The following is a 17,666-nucleotide window of genomic DNA, read 5'->3' as shown; positions in this document are numbered from 1 at the left end:
AGCCAGGCCGGTGAGTCCGGCGCGGGCAACCCTGCTTCTTGCCTCGCCGCCGCCAGTGCAAGAATTGTTGTATGCCTGAATTCGCGTTGCCAAACTATGCCGAACCGTTCGCTCAGGTTGTGATCGATAACCTCACAACCGAGTTCCCCTACGCCGCGCATCACGTGCAACGCGACTCAGCGGACCTGTTGCAGCCCCGGCAGATGCATCCCGCGTTCGCGAACTCGTTCGACTGGCATTCAAGCGTGCACATGCACTGGCTTGGCACGCAGCTCATCGAGCATGTGGAGGCGGAGACCTCCGGCCGCATCGTGGATGTGCTGCAACAGCATCTCAGCGCCGACAACATGCGCGCTGAGGCCGAATATGTGGCCGCGAACCCCTCGTGGGAGCGCCCTTACGGGTGGGCGTGGGCCGCGCAACTGGTCGATGCGCTCCATGACAGTCGCGTGCCGGAGGTCAACGCGCTCGCCGAGGGCGCCCGGCCGCTACTGGATGCGGTCATGGACGCGGTGCGGGCGTGGTTGCCGGCGATGCCGGAGCCGGTCCGCCACGGCGTGCACTCGAATACGGCGTTCGGTTTGCGGCGGCTCCTGTTGGTTGGCCGGAGGTGCGGCTATGCGGATGTCGCGGACCTGATTGTCGAGCATGCTCGGCGTTTCTACAGCGCAGATACCCGGTGGCCGTTCTCTTTCGAACGTTCTGGGCACGACTTCCTCTCCGCCGGGATGTGCGAAGCCGACCTCATGTGCGAGGTACTGGCGCCGAACACAGCCGACCTTGCCGGCTGGTTGCCTGGGTTCATGGCGGAGCTTGCTGAGGACGCCCGCTCGCTTGATGCCGGCTCGCTTGAAGCCGGTAAGGGTAAGTTGCCGCGGGTTCTGCAGGCGGTCGCGCCGATCGATGCGAGCGACGGCCACCAATCCCACCTGGACGGGCTAGGGCTCACGCTCGCCGCATCGGGACTGCGCGTAGCGCGGACGCTGGATGCCCTCGATGCCGAACCCGAGCTAGCGGACACGTTGCGTACCGCCGCCCCGCGGCTCATGCGCAACGGCCTGGCCGCGGCAACCACGGACGAGTTCATGGCCTCCCACTGGCTCGCAACCTTCGGGTGGGAGGCCCTCACCGAGCTGAGTCGGTGAAAACTGCGCCGGGCGGAAACTCAGCCGGACGTCGCTGAGTCGGTGAGTAACCCGTTGGCGCGCAGGCTCGCGGCAAGCTCATCGTTGCTTGGTTCCACGAGGTGCGTGCCTACCGCGTAGCTCGGCCGTGCTTACGGCGCAGGGCCAGGGTGAGCGCTCCGCCGACCAGCATCGCCGCGGCGGCTAACATCATCCACGAGTTCACATCAGCACCCGTTCGAGCCAGGTCACCGCCACCGGTGTTGGCGCCGGCATCCGTGGAACCGCTACCTGGGGTGGTTACGGCAGCGTTATCTGGAACCGGAGTGCTAGGTGCTGGCGAGGATGGTGCCGGGTTCGATGGAGCCTCGCTCGGCGCGTCTTCGCTCGGAGCTTCCTCTACTGGTGGCTGCTCGGTTGGGCATTTCGTGGTGAGGGTGCCTTCGCGCAGCGAGACGTCGTCGGTGTTGTTGTCGTCAGCGTAGAACACCGGGAGCGCGCCGTCTTTGCACTGGCTCATGTCAGCGATCGCGAAGCCTTCATTAGCGTAGTTCTGGGTTTCGCTTGGACGGTTCAGAACCTGGCTCACAGCGAGCTCTACCGCCGCATCGTCAGCGGACTGTGTGGTGGCCGAGCGAGCGCTCACCTTCTTGTCAGCGTCTGTTGCGGCGTGAGTCTCGCTTGCGGTGTCAGCGCCCGCTTCCGGGGTGAGGACGGCAATGCGGCCTTCGCATGCGTCATCGCAGATAGCCCACAGTTGGCTGCGGTGCGCATCGAAGAGGACTTCGGCGACCACGTCGAGGCCGGTTTCGATGTCAGCGATCCGCTGGAAGCCGCCGTCTTCGTTCAGGACGTAGAGGTAGACGTGGCCCGTGCCTTCGATGCCGACCGCGAACACACCGCCGTGGTGGGCGGGGTAAGCGGATGGGTCGTATGGCTTGCCAGTGGAATCGTCGTGGATCTTGTTCTCAACGAGCCAGGAGTCCGGAACCCAGGTGAGGCCTTCGATGCCGGAGTTAGCGCCCAGGCCCGGGAAGTCGGGTGCGAGGTTCCACTCTTTCGCGGCTTTCAGCTCACCGTCGGCATCGTCGATGGATGGCGTGGTGAACGCGAGCACGGACGGGCGGGAGGTGCCCTTCTTGGAGTTGTCGCGTTCGGTGCCCACGAAGATGCTGTTCGGGGCGCCGGCTGCGCGGGTCACGGCCTCGGCATCCGGGGTTCCGGTGCCGTCAGCGTACTTGAGGGTGAACGTCTGCAGTTCAGCCCCGCGGTTAGCTTCGGTGCCGTCCAGGCGCAGCAGCGTTCCGTTGCCGTTTTCGGCAACCCACAGGTATGGCTTGTCGCTACCGAACGCGCCGGCCGCTTCCCAGAACAGGCCGGACCAGTCGCCGCGGGCCTCATCGGCATCGTGCAGTGGCTTGACGGTCTGCCCGCCCGGCCACGCCGACGGGCTCAGCGGGGCAGGGGTGGATGGGTCCGATGGGTCAGCCGACTCGCTTGGCTCTGCCGGGGGTTCTTCGCACTGGTTCGCGGCACCCTTGGTGGATGCGAAGGTATCGATCATCTCGCCGGTGAAGTCTGGGCAGCGGCCGTAGGTGATCGCGGCGTGGCTGGTCCAGCTGTAGGTCAGGACAGGGTCTTTCGCGATCGCGTCCTCGACCGATTCACCCTCAGCGGGTGGGGCGTAGAGGTTCACGGAATCGTCTTTACCGAGCCCGAAATCAAACCCTGGGGTGGAACCCTGCGCTTGGTCAAGCACAAAGAATCCGTTGCTTGGGACCACGGAGCCTTCCGGCAGAACATAGGTGTGGCCGGCCTTCGTGGGTTCATTATCGGTGAAGATGTAGCCGGTGAGGTCCACAGCTTGGCCGCTCGGGTTGCCGAACTCAACCCAGTCCGTGTCATCCCCGTTGGACTCAACCTCATTGACAACCACGGCAAGCTCAGCGGCTTCAGCCGCACCTGTTTCCGGGGCGGCAGACTCTGCTGCCGCGGATTCCGACGCTGGGGCTTCCGGCGCGGCGGTTGCGTACGCAGGGGAGAAGCCGCCGCTGAGCGAGAGCGTGAGGGTGGTTGCCAGAGCCGTTGCGAACGATGCCGCGGTCAGCTTCCGCGCGAACGCCCGCTTTCTGGTGAATGCTTCAGAGGTGTGAGACGTAGCCATGCCACCCAGGATGCTGTAGCGGCGGAAACTGCGGGTTAACGCTGGGTTTCTAAGCGTTGGAGCGGCTAGAAAACGTTAGGAGAAAACCTCGATGATCCCGTGGATCATGAACCACAGCCCCAGCGCGCAAAAGACCAGGCCAGCGAACAGGTCGAGGTGTTGCAACCATCGTTCCATGCGCGTACGCAGGGCCGGGGCGCCAGCGATGAACGCGATGAGTGCGAACCAACCGAACGTGCACGCAAGCAACAACACGAGTAGTGCGCTGACCTGCCACAGCGGCCGCTCGATGGCGATGAAGGGCGCGAACATCGCGGTGATGTAGATCAGGAACTTAGGGTTGGCGAGGTTAGTGACACAGCCGCGCCACCACGAACCCCAGAAACCCAGTACGGCCGGCCCACCCTGGGGCGCTGTACGAGACGGTTGCGCCGTACTGGAAGAGTGCGCTGGGTTAGCGGACGGGGCGGCGTTCGATGCTTGATCCGCGGCGTCCTGTTGTTCCTTGGCTCGCTTTTCCCAGTCGCCGCCGGCGTTGATGATGGCCGGGTTGTTGCGGGCTGCATACCAGCCGCGTAGGGCGCCCCAGCCCATCCAGATGAGAACGGCGCCACCGGCGATCTGTAGCGCGGATCCGAGCCACGGGACGGTGCGCATCAATAGACCGAGGCCCGCGAACGCTAACGCGAGATAGAACCCAACGGACGTAGTGATACCGAGTGCCGCGGCGATACCTTCACGCCGCGAGCCCGCCAAGGAACGGTACAGAACCACGAACAGATCCGGCCCAGGGGACATGAGTCCGGCCGCCCACGTCACAAGTAACGGGAGCAAAGAAGCGAGAAATGCCGTAGTTTCCACTTGAGCAAGTCTAGATCCTCGCAACCATGTCCAGCCTCGAAACCAGGTCCAGCCCCGCGACCAAGCCTCGCGACCAGGTCCAGCGTCGCCGCACGCCCGCCATCGTCCCCGCAAAGGTGAACTCGGGGTTAAGGGCAGCGGCCCCGCTCTCGAGGGACGCGGGGCCGGCCGTGAAAGTGATGACGATGCACTGATTCTATGGTGACGCCACGCATTCGTGGGTGCTGCCTGATTCGGCGCTCCAAGCGGGCGTCTATTGTTAGAAGGTGCCCCCTTAGCTTAGGCGGTGTGGGGCATGAGTCGTCAAACTGGCGCATAGTGCACACACAGAACTCTGTTGATATGGCGCAGTTCTGTTTTGGTATGGCGCAGTTCTGTGTTGATGTGATGTGGCCCAGTGCTGGTGTGGCGTAGTGACTAGGTATGGGTGAGGTGATGAGCGTGAGTAGCGAGTATTGGAAGAACGCGTGGGCGGTGTTGAACGGCGCTAAGCCGGAGAGCATCGAGGAAGCATCCTCTGGCGCGAGCCACGTTGTGATGAAGGTTTTGCCGCAGGAGCTTGCCGAGCCTGCCGCGGTATCGAACAGCGTGATCACACACGCACCCATGGGGGACTACGACGTCGTGGAGGTCGCGATCTTCGACCAGCCCGCCGCCCGCATCCGTTGGGTAGCCGACCCCGACGAGGGCGCCGGCATGATCGGCGCCGTCAAAGCCCTGCCCGGCAATCACTTCAGGACAGGCAACGCGAGCGACGCGGCGGAGAGCGCTGACGGCGCGGAAGCCGCGCGGCAACAGATGCAGGCCGTGGTGCAGCAACTGCGGTTCGCGGCCGCGGATGAAGCGTGGAACGCCGGCGCAGACGAAGTCTATACAGTCGTGAAAACCAGCGAGAAAGAAGCGCTCGCCGAGGCAGGCTGGGAAGAAGTCGCGGAGGTCAGCATCTCCTAGGGACGGGCTTGAGAGGACGGGGTTTAGGGTTAAAGGTATGTCTTCAACCCCACCGCAAGGCCCACCGCCGCACGGTCAACCGCAGTACCACCCTGCCTATCAACCCGGCCCCGCTTATCAACCTGGGCCTGCATACCAGCAGGCGGGCGGTCAGCCGCCGCAACAACCGCAACAGCAGCCGCAACAACCCCACCCGGCACATCAACAGCCGCAGGGTAAGCGTAAGCGTTTCCCGCATCCTGTAGCGCAACTGGATGGGTTCACGTGGTGGGACCTCGGGGCAGCTATCGCCTACGTCCTCCTGCTGTTTATTGGTCTGGGCGCGTTGATCCTGTTCATTCCGGGTGTCGCGCCGCTGTTCAACGGCAACGAGGCGTTAGCGAACGTTGTGGTTTTGCTGTTCACGTACGCGGTGGTTGCGGTGCTCGCGATGATCGCGTTGGGCAACGAGCTGTGGAAGTCCTTCAAGACGTTCCGGTGGTATCCGCTCGTTAAGTACTTGTGCATCCCGGGTTTGTGGCTGGGGACCCAGTTGGTGAACGTCATGATCCAGGCGGTGTGGAACCACATCTCGGGCGAGATGCCCACACAGTCGCAGAATCAGCAGATCGCTGAAGGCCTCGCTTCCGCGGTTCCGTGGTGGCTCATCGGGCTTGCGATCGTTCCGTTGGGCCCGCTCGTTGAAGAGTATTTCTTCCGGCACCTGATGATCGGCAAACTATCCCGCTGGGTCAACCAGTGGGTTCTGCTGGTGGGCTCCTCCGTACTGTTCATGGGTTTGCACTTTGTGGGTGCCGGCGAGGTCCCGACCGTTTCCACAGGTGCGCCGTACCTGGTGATGGGCCTGGTTTTCGGCACCGCATATATTTTGAGCGGTAAATCGATCGCGTATTCGTGGGTTTTGCACACGCTCAATAACGCGGTTTCTTTAGCGGTCATATACCTCGTGGAGCCCAGCGGCCTCACAGATGTTCCCCCGAGCACGCTGTGGATGGGTTGGCTGATGCACGCATGAGCGCATCTGCCGCCTTTAATGGACATCGCCGCGGTTCTTCCGGGTACCGGCGGATGATCATCGCGCTGTTCGCCGCCGGTGTCGCGACGTTTTCGCAACTGTATTCCTTCCAGGGTGTTCTTCCGCAGATCTCTCAAGAGCAGAACGCTTCCGAGGCGAGCGCGGCTCTGACGGTTTCGCTTGCCACACTCGGTTTGGCTGTGGCGGTGTTGCCGTGGTCGATCGTGGCGGATAGGCGTGGACGGCGCGCGACGATGCGTGTGGCGATCGTCGCGGCCGTTGCGTTGGGTCTGTTGGTTCCGTGGTCTCCGTCTTTCGAGGTCCTGTTGGGTTTGCGGTTCCTTGAAGGTCTCGCGTTGGGTGGTATCCCCGCGGTCGCGTTGACGTATCTTGCCGATGAGGTTGAGGCGGCCGTCGCCTCGGTGGCTGCCGGAACATATATTGCAGGCACGACGTTGGGCGGCCTGTTCGGACGGATGCTCGCCGGGCCGCTGGGCGAAATCTTCGGTTGGCGGGCAGGTAGCTTCTCCGTTGCGTTGAGTGCCGCTGTTGCGGGGCTCGTGTTCTTCCTGACTGCGCCGGAACCCCGCGGTTTCGAGCCCGTGCAACGTAAATCTGCGCGCGATATCCGGCTCATCACCAAACTCGGTTGGGGTTTGAAGAACCCACACCTCCTAGCGCTCTTCGTTCAAAGTGGCTTGCTTATGGGCGGGTTCGTCGCCGTCTATAACTACATGGGCTTCCGGCTCGAGGCCCCGCCGTACCTGGTTCCCACATCGTTGGCTTCCCTCGTGTTCCTGACCTACCTCGCCGGAACATACACCTCCGCGTGGGCGGGGCGGCTTGCGAGCCGCAAAGGCAGGTTCGTGGTGCTGGTCGGTGCGGCACTCGTGATGTTCACGGGGCTGTTGATCACCCTGATTCCGTGGATCCCGGGCATCATCGTGGGGCTTGCGATCTTCACCGGCGGGTTCTTCGGCGCACACGCAGTCGCATCCAGCTGGGTTCCGGCGATCGCAACACGCGGCCGAGCTCAAGCCTCAAGCCTCTACAACCTCGTCTACTACACCGGCTCATCCCTGTTCGGGTGGGCCGTCGGGTTCGCGTTCCAAGCCGCCAACTGGGGCGGGGTCGTGATCTTCGTGGGCGTGCTCATCTGCGTTGCCGTGTTCGCCGCCGTCAAGCTCCTGCCACGCGATCTACCGCCACGCGACGGCGCCACTGTCGCCTGACGCGGCGCTAGCGACTCAGCCGCCGCCAACTAAACTGTGCCCGTGAAGGAGGCCGTGCCCGTGAAGAAAACAGCTGAGTTCCCCGGCTTGGCGCGGCAGATTATCGCGCTCGCGCTGCCTGCGTTGGGTGCGTTGATCGCGGAGCCGCTGTTTCTTCTGGCTGATACCGCGATCATCGGGCACCTCGGGGTGGGGGAACTCGCCGGCGCAGGTTTGGGCAACACGATCCTGCACACCGCGGTGGGGCTCATGATTATCCTCGCGTACGCGACCACCCCCGCCGTCGCCCGAGCATACGGCGCACGGAATATGCCGAAGGCGCTCGCCGCGGGCCGTGACGGGATGTGGCTCGGGCTGTTCTTAGGTGTAGGGCTTGCACTCCTGGGTTATGTTTCGGCGCCGTGGCTCACGGGGATGTTCGGCCCGGATCAGGCCACGCACGCGTTCGCGATCGATTATGTGCGCTGGTCCATGCCGGGCGTCCCGGCGATGCTGCTGGTGCTGGCTGCGACCGGTGTTTTACGTGGCCTGCAGGACGGCAAGACCCCGCTGATCGTTGCGAGCGCGGGCTTCGGCTTGAATATTGTCCTGAATTTTTCGCTCGTGTATCTGGCGGGCATGTCGGTTGCGGGCGCTGCGCTGGGGACTTCGATCGCTCAATGGATCATGGCGGGCGTCTACCTCGTGCTGCTGGTTCCGCGGATCCGTGCAGGCGGGGTGGGGCTGGCTCCATCTCGGGCAGGTTTGCGGGCCTCAGCCCAGGCGGGCGGATGGCTCATGATCCGTACCGCGGCGTTGCGGATCGCCCTGTTGCTAACGGTGTGGGCCGCCACTGCCCACGGCGCCGTGACGCTGGCCGCGCATCAGCTCGCGTTCACGTTCTTCTCAACGCTTGCGTTCGCGTTGGATGCGATCGCGATCGCCGCGCAGTCACTCATCGGTAAAGAACTCGGTGCAGGCAACACGGACCGGGCGCAGGCGTTGACCACCACGATGGTGCGGTGGGGTTTCTGGTTCGGCGCCATCGTCGGCGCAGTGCTTGCCGCAACAGCCGTGTGGCTGCCGCGAGCGTTCACCCCCTCAAGTGAGGTCGCACACGCCGCAACGATCGCGCTCGTGATTCTTGCGGTGATGCAGCCGATAGCCGGGATCGTGTTCGTTCTGGACGGGGTGCTGATCGGGGCGGGGGACCACCGCTACCTTGCGATCGCATCGTGCATTCAACTGGCCGTGTACGTGCCGTTTCTGGCGGTTGCGGCGTTGGTTTCGCTGCCGGGGGTGGTTTTGGCGTGGATTTGGGTTGCGTTTGGCATCTATATGGTGGCGCGGTGGGTTACGTTGGAAGTGCGGTCACGTTCAGGTGCGTGGCTCGTGAGCGGCTGACGGTGTGAAGGAGGCAGTGGCGTGCGTGTTGATTTGAATGGTGACATGGGCGAGTCTTTCGGCTCGTGGTCGATGGGGGACGATGCCGCGCTACTGCAGCACGTGAGTTCGGCCAATATTGCGTGCGGTTTCCACGCGGGGGACCCGTCGCATATGCGCGCCACGGCCCGCGCCGCGGTTGAAGCCGGCGTTGCGGTGGGTGCGCATGTCGCGTACCGGGATTTGGCTGGTTTTGGCCGCCGGTTCATGGATGTTTCCCCGGGGGAACTCGCGGATGATGTTTTGTATCAGATCGGTGCGTTGGATGCGATGGTGCGTGCCGCTGGCGGGAAGCTCACGTATGTGAAGCCGCACGGCGCGCTGTATAACACGATTGCGCATCATGAGCAGCAGGCGCGTGCAGTGATCGATGGGGTGCGCGCTTTCTCCGCTGACTTGGCGGTTTTGTTGTTGCCGGGTTCGGTCGCGTTGGATATTGCCGCGCAGAAGGGTGTGCGTGGCGTGGGGGAGGCCTTCGCTGACCGCGGCTATACGCCGGAGGGCCGGCTGGTGTCCCGCCGGGAGCCTGGTGCTGTGATCCATGATGCGCAGGCCGTTGTTGAGCGGGTGGTGGATTGGGCACGCACGGGCGAATTCACTGCCGTGGATGGTTCGCGGGTTCAGGTTGCGGCGGAGTCGCTGTGCCTGCACGGCGATACCCCGGGCGCTGTCGAGATCGCGGCGAAAGTCCGGGCCGGGCTCACCGAGGCCGGCGTGAAGATCGAGGCGTTCGCATGACTAGCTCCGGTGCTAGCCCAGACGCTGTGGCCCGCCCGCGGATGCTGCGGATGGGGTTCTCGGGCTTGCTGCTGGAGTTTGATGACACGGCCTCGCGGATGGCGTGGAACCGCGAGATCCAGCGCGAGCCCGTGCACGGCATGGTGGATGCGGTCATGGCGGCTGAGTCGATCCTGTTGACGTTTGTTGACCCGGTTTCGTTGATGCTCGCCGGGGTGAGTTTGCAGGGCCGGGAACCGGAGCCCTTGGAAGCGGATGCCGCGCGGCTGGTGACGATCCCGGTGGTCTATGACGGCGAGGACCTCGCCCACGCCGCCGAACTTGCCGGTATGAGCGTGGATGCGTTGATCGACGCGCACACCCGCATTGATTGGCTCGCCGATTTTGCCGGATTCGCGCCGGGATTCATGTATCTCAAGCCGCGCGAACTCAACGGCGCACCCGTGATCGAGGTTCCACGCCGAGATTCCCCACGGACCCGCGTCCCGGAAGGCTCAGTCGCGTTGGCCGGGCAACAGAGCGCGGTCTATCCGCAACCGACACCCGGCGGCTGGCAACTCATCGGGTCCACTACCGAACGCATGTGGGATGTTTCGCGTGAGCAGCCCTCGCTGCTGGTCCCCGGCGACACGGTCCGGTTCGCGGCCGTCCGCGAACACATATCCGCGAGCGAAACGCGCGGCGCTGAAGCCGGTGCCGACCTTGATACCGGGGCCGACGCGGCTGCTCGCGTGGACGCCGGGGCCGACGCTGACGCCGGTGCCGACGCTGGCAGGGGTGCTGACGCTGTGGTGGCGCGCATCGTGGTGGATGCCCCGGGTCCGCAGGCTTTGGTTCAGGACGTGGGCCGGCCAGCGGTCGGTTCGCTGGGTGTGGGGCAGGCCGGCGCGGCTGACGTGTGGGGGCTTGCGGAGGCGAATAACGCGGTGGGCAACTACGCGGGCGCCGCCGCGATCGAGTTCCTGCTCGGTAACGCACGGTTCACGGCCCGGGACGACGTGACGATCGCCCTCGGTGGAGCCGTTGGCCCCGCGCAGATAGTGCGGGGCGGCGCATCGATGGGCCAACCGGCGACAGAGGCGCCTGTGGGGGAGGCGTTTGAGCTCGCGGCGGGGGAGAGCCTGCACATCGGCTTCACTCCAGAAGGGGTGCGCGGCTACCTCGCGGTCAAGGGCGGCTTCGCGGCCGAAGAGGTTCTGGGATCGCGCTCGACTGACACGCTTTCGGGGCTAGGCCCCGCCCCACTCGCCGCAGGCGATGTGCTCGGTGTGCTCGCGGGAGAAGGCGACGGCGGGCCGAATGCAGACCCAGCACCAGACCCCGCCGCCACAGCAGTCCACACCGTTGAGGTGATCGAGCCGATCGATTATCCGGTCGCCGGCGAGGTCGCGGTTCTGCGGTTTTCGCCGGGCCCACGCGATGATTGGTTCGGGCCCGAGGGGCTTGAGCATCTAGAAGAGACTGTGTGGGAGGTTTCCACGGATTCGAACCGTGTGGGAGCGCGCCTGAAACCGGCTGAGGATGCCCAGCCGCTCAAGCGCGTGCGTTCAGGCGAGCTGGCGACCGAAGGCATGATCACGGGCGCGCTCCAGGTGCCACCGAATGGTGAGCCGGTGCTGTTCCTGCCCGACCACCCGGTCACGGGCGGCTATCCGGTGATCGGCGTGGTGATCGAGGCCGATATCCGCCTCGCCGCCCAACTACCGCCTGGCGCCAGGGTGCAGTTCGAACGGGTAGTTCAATTCGAGAGGGTTTGACAGTGGCTGGATACGGCGTTTCAGCGGCGGCGTCCGCGGCCGCGCGCTTGCGGGAGTTGATCGCCGCCGGGCAGATGCCGCCGGGGCATCAGCTGCGGGAGGTCGCGTTGGCGGCCGAACTCGATGTTTCACGCAACACGCTGCGTGAAGCGTTCACCGCGCTCGCCGGGGAGGGCCTTGTTGAACGGATACGGAACCGCGGCGTGTTCGTTGCGGTCCCGAAAGCCGACGATGTGCGCCGCATCTTCGCCGCCCGCAGGCTCATGGAGCCTGCCGCGCTCGCGTGGGGCGAGTTCGATTCCGGGCAGCTGGATACGCTACGCATGCATGCCGAACGCGCGGAACTTGCCCAACGCTGGGGGGACCTGGACGGGATGGCGGCCGAAAACCAGGCGTTCCAGACGGTGCTGATGCTCGCTGGCGGCTCAGATATTCTGAATGGCCTCATGGGGCGGATCCAGGCGGCGATGCGGTTGCTTTTCGATTCGATGTCCGCCGTCCCGGCCTTCCATGCCTTGTATGTTCAAGGGCACCGAAAAGTAGCCGAGCTACTCGATGCGGGGGAGCCTTTCGGTGCGGCCCAAGCGTGGCGTGAAGTGCTTGCGAACGCAGAAGCAGAACTCCTCAAGCACCTCACCGCCTAGCTGACCACTTGAGCGTCGTGCGACCGCCGGCGCCCGGCCACGCGAGCCTAGCTTTGGTAGTAGCCGACCTCTTCCAGCTCGGCGCTCGGCAGTTCGACGGCTTCGGGGCTGGCTGGGTCGATGACCATGCCCATCCCAGGTTTCACGGTGGTGCGCAGGCTGGTGAGCGGCACCATCACGGAGCCGGCGTCAGGGTTGTGCCGGAACACCTCAAGCGTTGAGGAGAACACCGGCAGGATCATCTCGCCGGTCTCTTTATTCTTCATGAACGCAACGCCCTCGCGTTCATCCTCACCGGTTTTCTGCGTTATCAAGACCACCTCGCCCTCACCCATGAGGGCCTGGACTGCATCGTCGTGGCCTGCAAGCACCGCGGCACGCAGACGGCCGTTGCGTAGAGGGAACTGCATGGTTTCGTCTTCGGGACGGATCAGCATCCCCGTGTCCATCGGGTCCACCACAATCCCGGTGATTCCGCTTGCGCCAAAGCTGGTGTCTTTGAACGCGATCTCGGCGAGCTCATCCCCGTACAGGCCCGCGAACTCGGGCACCTCGTCGTCGGGGCGGATCTGCGTCCACAGGCTGCGTGCCTCCTCTTCGGAGAACGCGGCCTCCACCACCCGCAGCTCCTCGAAGCCGTGCGCAACCAGCTGGGTCACAGCCCCCGATGCGCTACGGGCCGCCACCGGAACGTAGAGCTTGGTGCCAAAAAAGTCGGAACCGAACGCGAGCAGAGTGTCCCCGTTGGGGCCCTGATCGTAGGCGATATAGGAACGCAACAGCGCCCCGCCCGGCTGGTCCTTCTCCGGGCGCGGGAACTTCTCTTGATGCGCGATCGCGGCCTCGCTGCGGGTATCGCTCATCCGCGGCTGGCTCGGGTTGTTCTCGCCGGGGTTCTGATGGCCGGGGTTCTGATGGCTGTGCTCGTGATCGTGCGTGTGGCTCATGTCCCTAGTATCTCGCACGGGTGGCAGCATCTCGCATAGCTTGTAGCATCTTGCATTGCTGGCGGTGGGTTCCGGGGCGGCAGGAACGATAGGGTTGCACGTAGCAGTAGTGCCGTGGCCGTGATGCCGCGTCGGTGGTGTGGCTGGCTTAGATGTTTGGGGCGAGGGGAGTGCAACTCATGAGTTCTGGCGAGAACGCTGTGCCCTCACCTGAGCGAGCTACGGCTGAACGGCCGCCAAACGGGCTGTCCCCGGCTGAGCTGGATCAGATTTCACCGGTCGCCCAGGACTATGTCAAGGAGATTTGGGCATCCATCGAGTGGGGTGGGGAACCGATCTCCACGTCCATGTTGGCTTCGCGTTTCCAAACCTCTGCGCCTAATGTGTCTGAGACGTTGCGCCGTTTGGCGCGGCAGGGCCTTATCACGTACGAGCCGTATAAGCCTGTGGTTCTCACACAGAAGGGGCGTGCGGTTGCGCTCATGATGGTGCGCCGCCACCGCCTCATCGAAACCTACCTCGTTGAATCGCTCGGCTACACGTGGGACGAAGTGCACGAGGATGCCGAACGCCTCGAACACGCAGCATCGGCGCGGTTCGTGGACCGGATCGACGCCCTACTCGGGCATCCACGCATGGACCCTCACGGGGACCCGATCCCCGGCGCGGACCTCACGATGCCGCCCATGGATGACGTCGCAGCGCTCGCTGAGCTGGGCCCGGGCATGTATGAGGTGGTGCGCATCGCTGACGATGACCCGCAGGTTCTGCGCAGGCTGGAATCGGTGGGTGTCCAGCCGGGTGCCCGCGTCGAGATCAACGATGCGGGAGCCGGCATCGCCGCAGACGGTTCCACATTGTCGGAGGCAGAGCTCACGGCGATGTATGCGCGCCCGCTGCCCGCCGCACACTAGTTCACACTCGAGCGGATGAGGGTTACGGTTCCTTGCCCGGCCCCGTCTTTCCCGCCGCCTTTGCCGCTCCAGGCGATGCTGACTTTCTGGCCGGGTTCCAGCGGCGCTAAGGCGCGTTTGAGGTCGGTGTAGCTTTCGATGGTTTTGCCGTTGAGCTTCGTGATCCGGTCGCCTTTTTTGATGCCGAGCGCCGGTAGCGGCGAATCTTCGAGGAAACTTTCGATGATGAGCCCGGGTGCGCGGGGATTGGGTTTTTCGTCGGTGCGGATCGTGATGCCGAAGGCAGCCGGCCGGCCGATCACGGTGCCGTCTCCGCCGTTTCCGTCGAGGATGCGCTGGGTTTCATCGATCACGGTGTTGATAGGGATCGCGTAACCATAAACCATGCGAGCGTTGGGGCCTTCGGAAGCGGCGACGGTCATACCAACCACGCGGCCATCGCGGTTCATCATCGCCCCACCCGAATAGCCCTGGACCACGTCGGCGCTGGTGGCCAGCAGGTTCTTGAGGGAACCACCCGGCACTGAGCCTTGGGCACGGGTGCTGATGTTGACGCTGAGGTCCGTGATCCTGCCGTAGAGCTGCTGAAGCACGCCTTTGGCTCCGCCGTTACCGATCACGGTGACGCGCATACCGAGCGTGACTTTTTCGTCGTAGCGGGTTGCGATGGTGCGCAGGTTGGAGGCGTTGTTGAGTTTGAGGACCGCGATGTCTTTGAGCGCGTTATGCCCCACGAGCGTGGCTTCGTAGCGTTTCTTTGTGTCGGTGTCTTGGACTGTGATCCCGCTGGAGCCTTGCACCACGTGGTAGTTGGTGATGACGTAGCCGTCCGGTGTCGCGATGAGCCCAGTCCCGCCGCCGGCGAGATAGCCGGGCATGGTGGATTCAACGATGACGAGCCCCGGTACGCCCTTATTCAGTACCGTGCCTTCTTTGATGGGGCCGGTTTCACGGGGTTCTGGGCCTTTAGGTTCGGGTGGGAAACGAACCGTGGGCAGCTTGGCCTCGCTGAGGCTTTTCGCGAGGTTCCCCGGCTGAGCGGGGACGGCGGCTTCGCCTTGCGCCCCCGGATCAGGCTTTTGTTGCCCTGGCTGTTGCTGTGTGGTGTCAGGCCCGGGGTTACTGATGGTGGATGGGTCCAGCACGATGCTGGGCACCAGCCACGCGGTGATCGCCAGCATGACCACCAAGAGGGCCGCGATGTTGCTTCCGACACGGCCTCGCCTGCGCGCCGGACGCCCACGGTGGGGCCCGGGGAAGCCTGGACGCTGGCCGTAAGCAGAACCGTGCGGATAAGCAGGGCTGTGACCGTAAGCGGCGTTGCGAGAATAGGCAGGGTGCTGCGGCGCGCGCATATAAGGGGCGAGCTGCGGGGCGCCACCAGGTGGCGGTGCGTTCCCAAAGACCGGGTGCATGCTGGCCCTCCTACATTGTCGCTTACGTTTATGTGCGTGTTGGCGCGAGCGTGCCTGTTTGGGTTAAAGCCTACTTGCGGGTGCTTTCGTGGGCACGCACAATTTCGTCGATGAGGCGCGCTGCCGTGCGGGCGGTGCGGTTATCCACATCCAGGCTCGGGTTGAGTTCGGCTACATCGAGGTGCACGAGTTTCTTGGTGCGCGCCGCAGTGAGGGCCGCGGCGTGGATCGTGGGCAGATCAACGCCGTAGGCGGCCGGCGCTGAAACCCCGGGAGCGGTCGCGGCAGGCAACACATCGAGGTCGATTGTGAGATAGAGGTAATCGACGCTACTGCTGAAATCGCGGATGAAACCGGTGACTTCCTCACGATGGGCGCATTCGGTATCGAGCAGGAACTCAGCACCCATCGCTTTAGCCTGCCGGAACAAAGTAGTGGTGTTGGACGCGGGGCTGATACCTACGACGCCGTAGTGCAGCGCCCTACCCGCAGCGGCTTCCGCTTGATACATCTGGAGGAAACCCGTCCCCGACGTGGGCTGCTCAGCCTCCCGCAGGTCGAAATGGGCATCCAGGTTGAGCACCCCGAGCGTGAACGGCTCCCCGCCATGCACCCGGGCCAGGTGGTCAGCCACCCCCAGATAGCTCGCGTACGCGATCTCGTGACCGCCACCCAACCCCACCGTGAAATGGCCAGCGTCCAGAAGCTCCGTGACGCGCTCGCCGAAAGCCGCCTGACCGCTCTCAAGGTCGCTGTTAGTGACGTTGATGTTCCCGGCGTCGTATCTCGGGTAGTTCGGTTGGCCGGACTTAGGGTGCACCGCCATCGAGGCGAGCATCTCGCGGAGTTTCTGCGGTCCTTCCGCGGCACCCACGCGGCCCTGATTACGCCTCACCCCCTCATCCGATGCGAACCCCAGCAACACGGTGCCGGGTTCTACCACGCCGGGCTCTACCAAGCCAGGTTCCGAGGTGCACGGCACATCGTGCATGTGGAGCGGCTGGATGGTGGAGTGCCAGCGGGCGTGTTCGGGGCCGTCACCGTCGATGCGGCCGGTCCACGGCTGCGGAGGGATGTGGAACATCGTGACCTGCTCTCTGTATTGACCGACACAGTGGGTTGGCTGACTCAGCGGTTGGCTGACTCACTGGCTGGTTGACTCAGTGGACGGCCTGCTTGTAGGCGGACGGTTGATGGGTGGGCGGTTTATTCTTCCCAGTTGTAGTCCCAGCGGTCGCGCAGTACGCCGTTGGGGTCGCGGACCATAACTTGGTGGCCGTCGGTGTGGAGGCGGTGCATGGATTCGTGGATCATGCGCACACTGATGCGGTCGGCGGAACCGACGCGGGAGACATCGAGGACCACGGGTTCCTCACCGACCGGGAGGGCCGCAAGGGTACGCATGACGCGTTCGGCAGACGAGAACCGCAGCGGGCCTTGGATGTCAACATGCAGTTCGGGGCCGTCGCCTTGGTCGTGGCGGGCCACGGAACGGACCGTGGATTCGCCGGTGGGTGGTAGCGACATGATGTGCAGGCCCAGATCTTGAGACAAGCGCGTGAACGCTTGCAGGCCGCGCACGGAGTTGCCGTAGGTGTCTAGCCGCGGCGAGAACGTCGCGAGCGATGCCTGGCCCGGCAGCACGCCGACGATGCCGCCGGAGACCCCGGATTTAGCGGGGATGCCGACGTCGGTCATCCAGTCGCCTGAGGCGTCATACATTCCGCAGGTCGACATCACGGACAGCACGCGTTGGGCGGTGTCTTCGCTGACCACGCGTTCTTGGGTTATGGGGTTGATCCCGCCGTTGCCAAGCGTCATGCCCATCACGGCGAGGTCGTGCGGGGTGACTTTAAGGGAGCAGACTTTGGTGTAGCCGTCCACAACATCGTGCGGTGGCAGCGTGAAGTGCCCGGTTGAACGCACAAGATAGGCGAGCGAGAGGTTGCGCCACGCGTTGGCCATCTCCGATTCATAGACGGGTATGTCCGGTTCGAGTTCACGCCCTGCAAAGCGGGACATCCCGAGGCGCACGTTCTCGTAGCGTTCCTCAGGTGTGAGGCTGATTGGCCCAGTCAGCGCGTAGGTGGTGATCGCGCCGATGTTAATCATCGGGTTGCTGGGCTTACCCGTTTTAGCGTCAACCGAAGCGGAGTTGAACGCGTCACCGGACGGCTCCACGCCCACGTGCTCTTCGACCCCATCGGGCCCGAGGTGTTCAACAGCGAGCGCGTAAGCGAAAGGTTTAGCGGCGGATTGCAGCGAGAATTCATGCTGATAATCGCCGACCTCATACACGGTGCCGTCATCCATGCACAACGCGATACCGAACGTGTTGGGGTTCGCGTTGGCGAGTTCGGGGATGTAGCCGGCGACTTCGCCGTCGTCGATGCAGGACTCCATGATGTCGTGGAGGTAATCCGGTACGGGGGTACGCATGGTGTCTAAGCTAGCAGTTGTGCAGTGTCAGCGGATCTGCAGT

The 17,666-nt window shown here is 64.1% G+C and carries 15 protein-coding genes; 9 read left to right on the top strand and 6 right to left on the bottom strand.

Translation table 11 applies throughout. From position 1 onward, the window contains the following. Positions 1-71: 71 nt before the first annotated feature. On the top strand, positions 72-1,145 hold the full coding sequence (locus HMPREF3175_RS06160; protein ID WP_070491280.1) for a DUF2891 family protein: 1,074 nt from the start codon (positions 72-74) through the stop codon (positions 1,143-1,145). A gap of 109 nt (positions 1,146-1,254) precedes the next feature. On the opposite strand, the gene HMPREF3175_RS06155 is transcribed toward HMPREF3175_RS06160, so the two are convergent. Further along, a complete protein-coding gene (locus HMPREF3175_RS06155) occupies positions 1,255-3,288 on the bottom strand; it encodes a lamin tail domain-containing protein (protein ID WP_070491278.1) in 2,034 nt (677 codons plus the stop codon). 75 nt (positions 3,289-3,363) lie between these two features. After that, on the bottom strand, positions 3,364-4,149 hold the full coding sequence (locus HMPREF3175_RS06150) for a LysE family translocator (protein WP_070491276.1): 786 nt from the start codon (positions 4,147-4,149) through the stop codon (positions 3,364-3,366). 441 nt (positions 4,150-4,590) lie between these two features. On the opposite strand from HMPREF3175_RS06150, the gene HMPREF3175_RS06145 reads away from it, so the two are divergent. The 7 genes from HMPREF3175_RS06145 to HMPREF3175_RS06115 are packed head-to-tail and all read left to right on the top strand — an operon-like array spanning position 4,591 to position 11,908. Next, entirely contained in the window at positions 4,591-5,100 is a 510-nt protein-coding gene (locus HMPREF3175_RS06145; RefSeq protein WP_141742481.1) for a hypothetical protein, read from the top strand. Between the two features lie 37 nt (positions 5,101-5,137). Next, a complete protein-coding gene (locus tag HMPREF3175_RS06140; RefSeq protein ID WP_083289454.1) occupies positions 5,138-6,115 on the top strand; it encodes a CPBP family intramembrane glutamic endopeptidase in 978 nt (325 codons plus the stop codon). Beyond that, positions 6,112-7,347, top strand: coding sequence for an MFS transporter (locus tag HMPREF3175_RS06135; protein ID WP_070491376.1), 1,236 nt, complete (start codon positions 6,112-6,114; stop codon positions 7,345-7,347). Before HMPREF3175_RS06140 ends, HMPREF3175_RS06135 begins: the two co-directional genes overlap by 4 nt. Before the next feature lie 54 nt (positions 7,348-7,401). Beyond that, positions 7,402-8,730: an MATE family efflux transporter gene (locus tag HMPREF3175_RS06130; RefSeq protein ID WP_070491272.1), complete on the top strand. Its 1,329-nt coding sequence runs from the start codon at positions 7,402-7,404 to the stop codon at positions 8,728-8,730. Positions 8,731-8,751: 21 nt separating this feature from the next. Beyond that, positions 8,752-9,507 carry a LamB/YcsF family protein gene (locus HMPREF3175_RS06125; RefSeq protein WP_083289453.1) on the top strand — a complete coding sequence of 252 codons (756 nt, stop codon included), beginning with the start codon at positions 8,752-8,754 and terminating at the stop codon, positions 9,505-9,507. Next, on the top strand, positions 9,504-11,264 hold the full coding sequence (locus HMPREF3175_RS06120) for a 5-oxoprolinase subunit B/C family protein (protein WP_083289452.1): 1,761 nt from the start codon (positions 9,504-9,506) through the stop codon (positions 11,262-11,264). Before HMPREF3175_RS06125 ends, HMPREF3175_RS06120 begins: the two co-directional genes overlap by 4 nt. Positions 11,265-11,266: 2 nt before the next feature. Then, positions 11,267-11,908: a GntR family transcriptional regulator gene (locus tag HMPREF3175_RS06115; RefSeq protein ID WP_218078891.1), complete on the top strand. Its 642-nt coding sequence runs from the start codon at positions 11,267-11,269 to the stop codon at positions 11,906-11,908. 47 nt (positions 11,909-11,955) lie between these two features. Here HMPREF3175_RS06115 and HMPREF3175_RS06110 read toward each other — a convergent pair whose 3' ends face one another. After that, positions 11,956-12,855 carry an SseB family protein gene (locus tag HMPREF3175_RS06110; protein ID WP_070491269.1) on the bottom strand — a complete coding sequence of 300 codons (900 nt, stop codon included), beginning with the start codon at positions 12,853-12,855 and terminating at the stop codon, positions 11,956-11,958. Between the two features lie 179 nt (positions 12,856-13,034). Between HMPREF3175_RS06110 and HMPREF3175_RS06105 the strand changes: the two genes are divergently transcribed. Next, positions 13,035-13,769 carry a metal-dependent transcriptional regulator gene (locus tag HMPREF3175_RS06105; protein WP_083285456.1) on the top strand — a complete coding sequence of 245 codons (735 nt, stop codon included), beginning with the start codon at positions 13,035-13,037 and terminating at the stop codon, positions 13,767-13,769. Here the strand turns inward: HMPREF3175_RS06105 and HMPREF3175_RS06100 are convergent. The 3 genes from HMPREF3175_RS06100 to glsA form a co-directional block, all read right to left on the bottom strand. Continuing rightward, positions 13,766-15,184, bottom strand: a complete 1,419-nt coding sequence (locus HMPREF3175_RS06100) for a S1C family serine protease (RefSeq protein WP_070491267.1) — start codon at positions 15,182-15,184, stop codon at positions 13,766-13,768. The two genes, HMPREF3175_RS06105 and HMPREF3175_RS06100, sit on opposite strands and share 4 nt — an antisense overlap. Positions 15,185-15,254: 70 nt before the next feature. Continuing rightward, positions 15,255-16,268: a formimidoylglutamase gene (hutG, locus tag HMPREF3175_RS06095; protein ID WP_070491265.1), complete on the bottom strand. Its 1,014-nt coding sequence runs from the start codon at positions 16,266-16,268 to the stop codon at positions 15,255-15,257. Between the two features lie 122 nt (positions 16,269-16,390). After that, positions 16,391-17,623 (bottom strand): glutaminase A, encoded by a 1,233-nt coding sequence (glsA, locus tag HMPREF3175_RS06090; protein ID WP_070491263.1) that lies wholly within the window; start codon positions 17,621-17,623, stop codon positions 16,391-16,393. Positions 17,624-17,666: the final 43 nt, after the last annotated feature.

Origin of the sequence: Arthrobacter sp. HMSC08H08 (assembly GCF_001807575.1) — a bacterium.
GTDB classification, from domain to species: domain Bacteria; phylum Actinomycetota; class Actinomycetes; order Actinomycetales; family Micrococcaceae; genus Pseudoglutamicibacter; species Pseudoglutamicibacter albus.
This window is presented reverse-complemented; position numbering and strand designations above follow the sequence as displayed.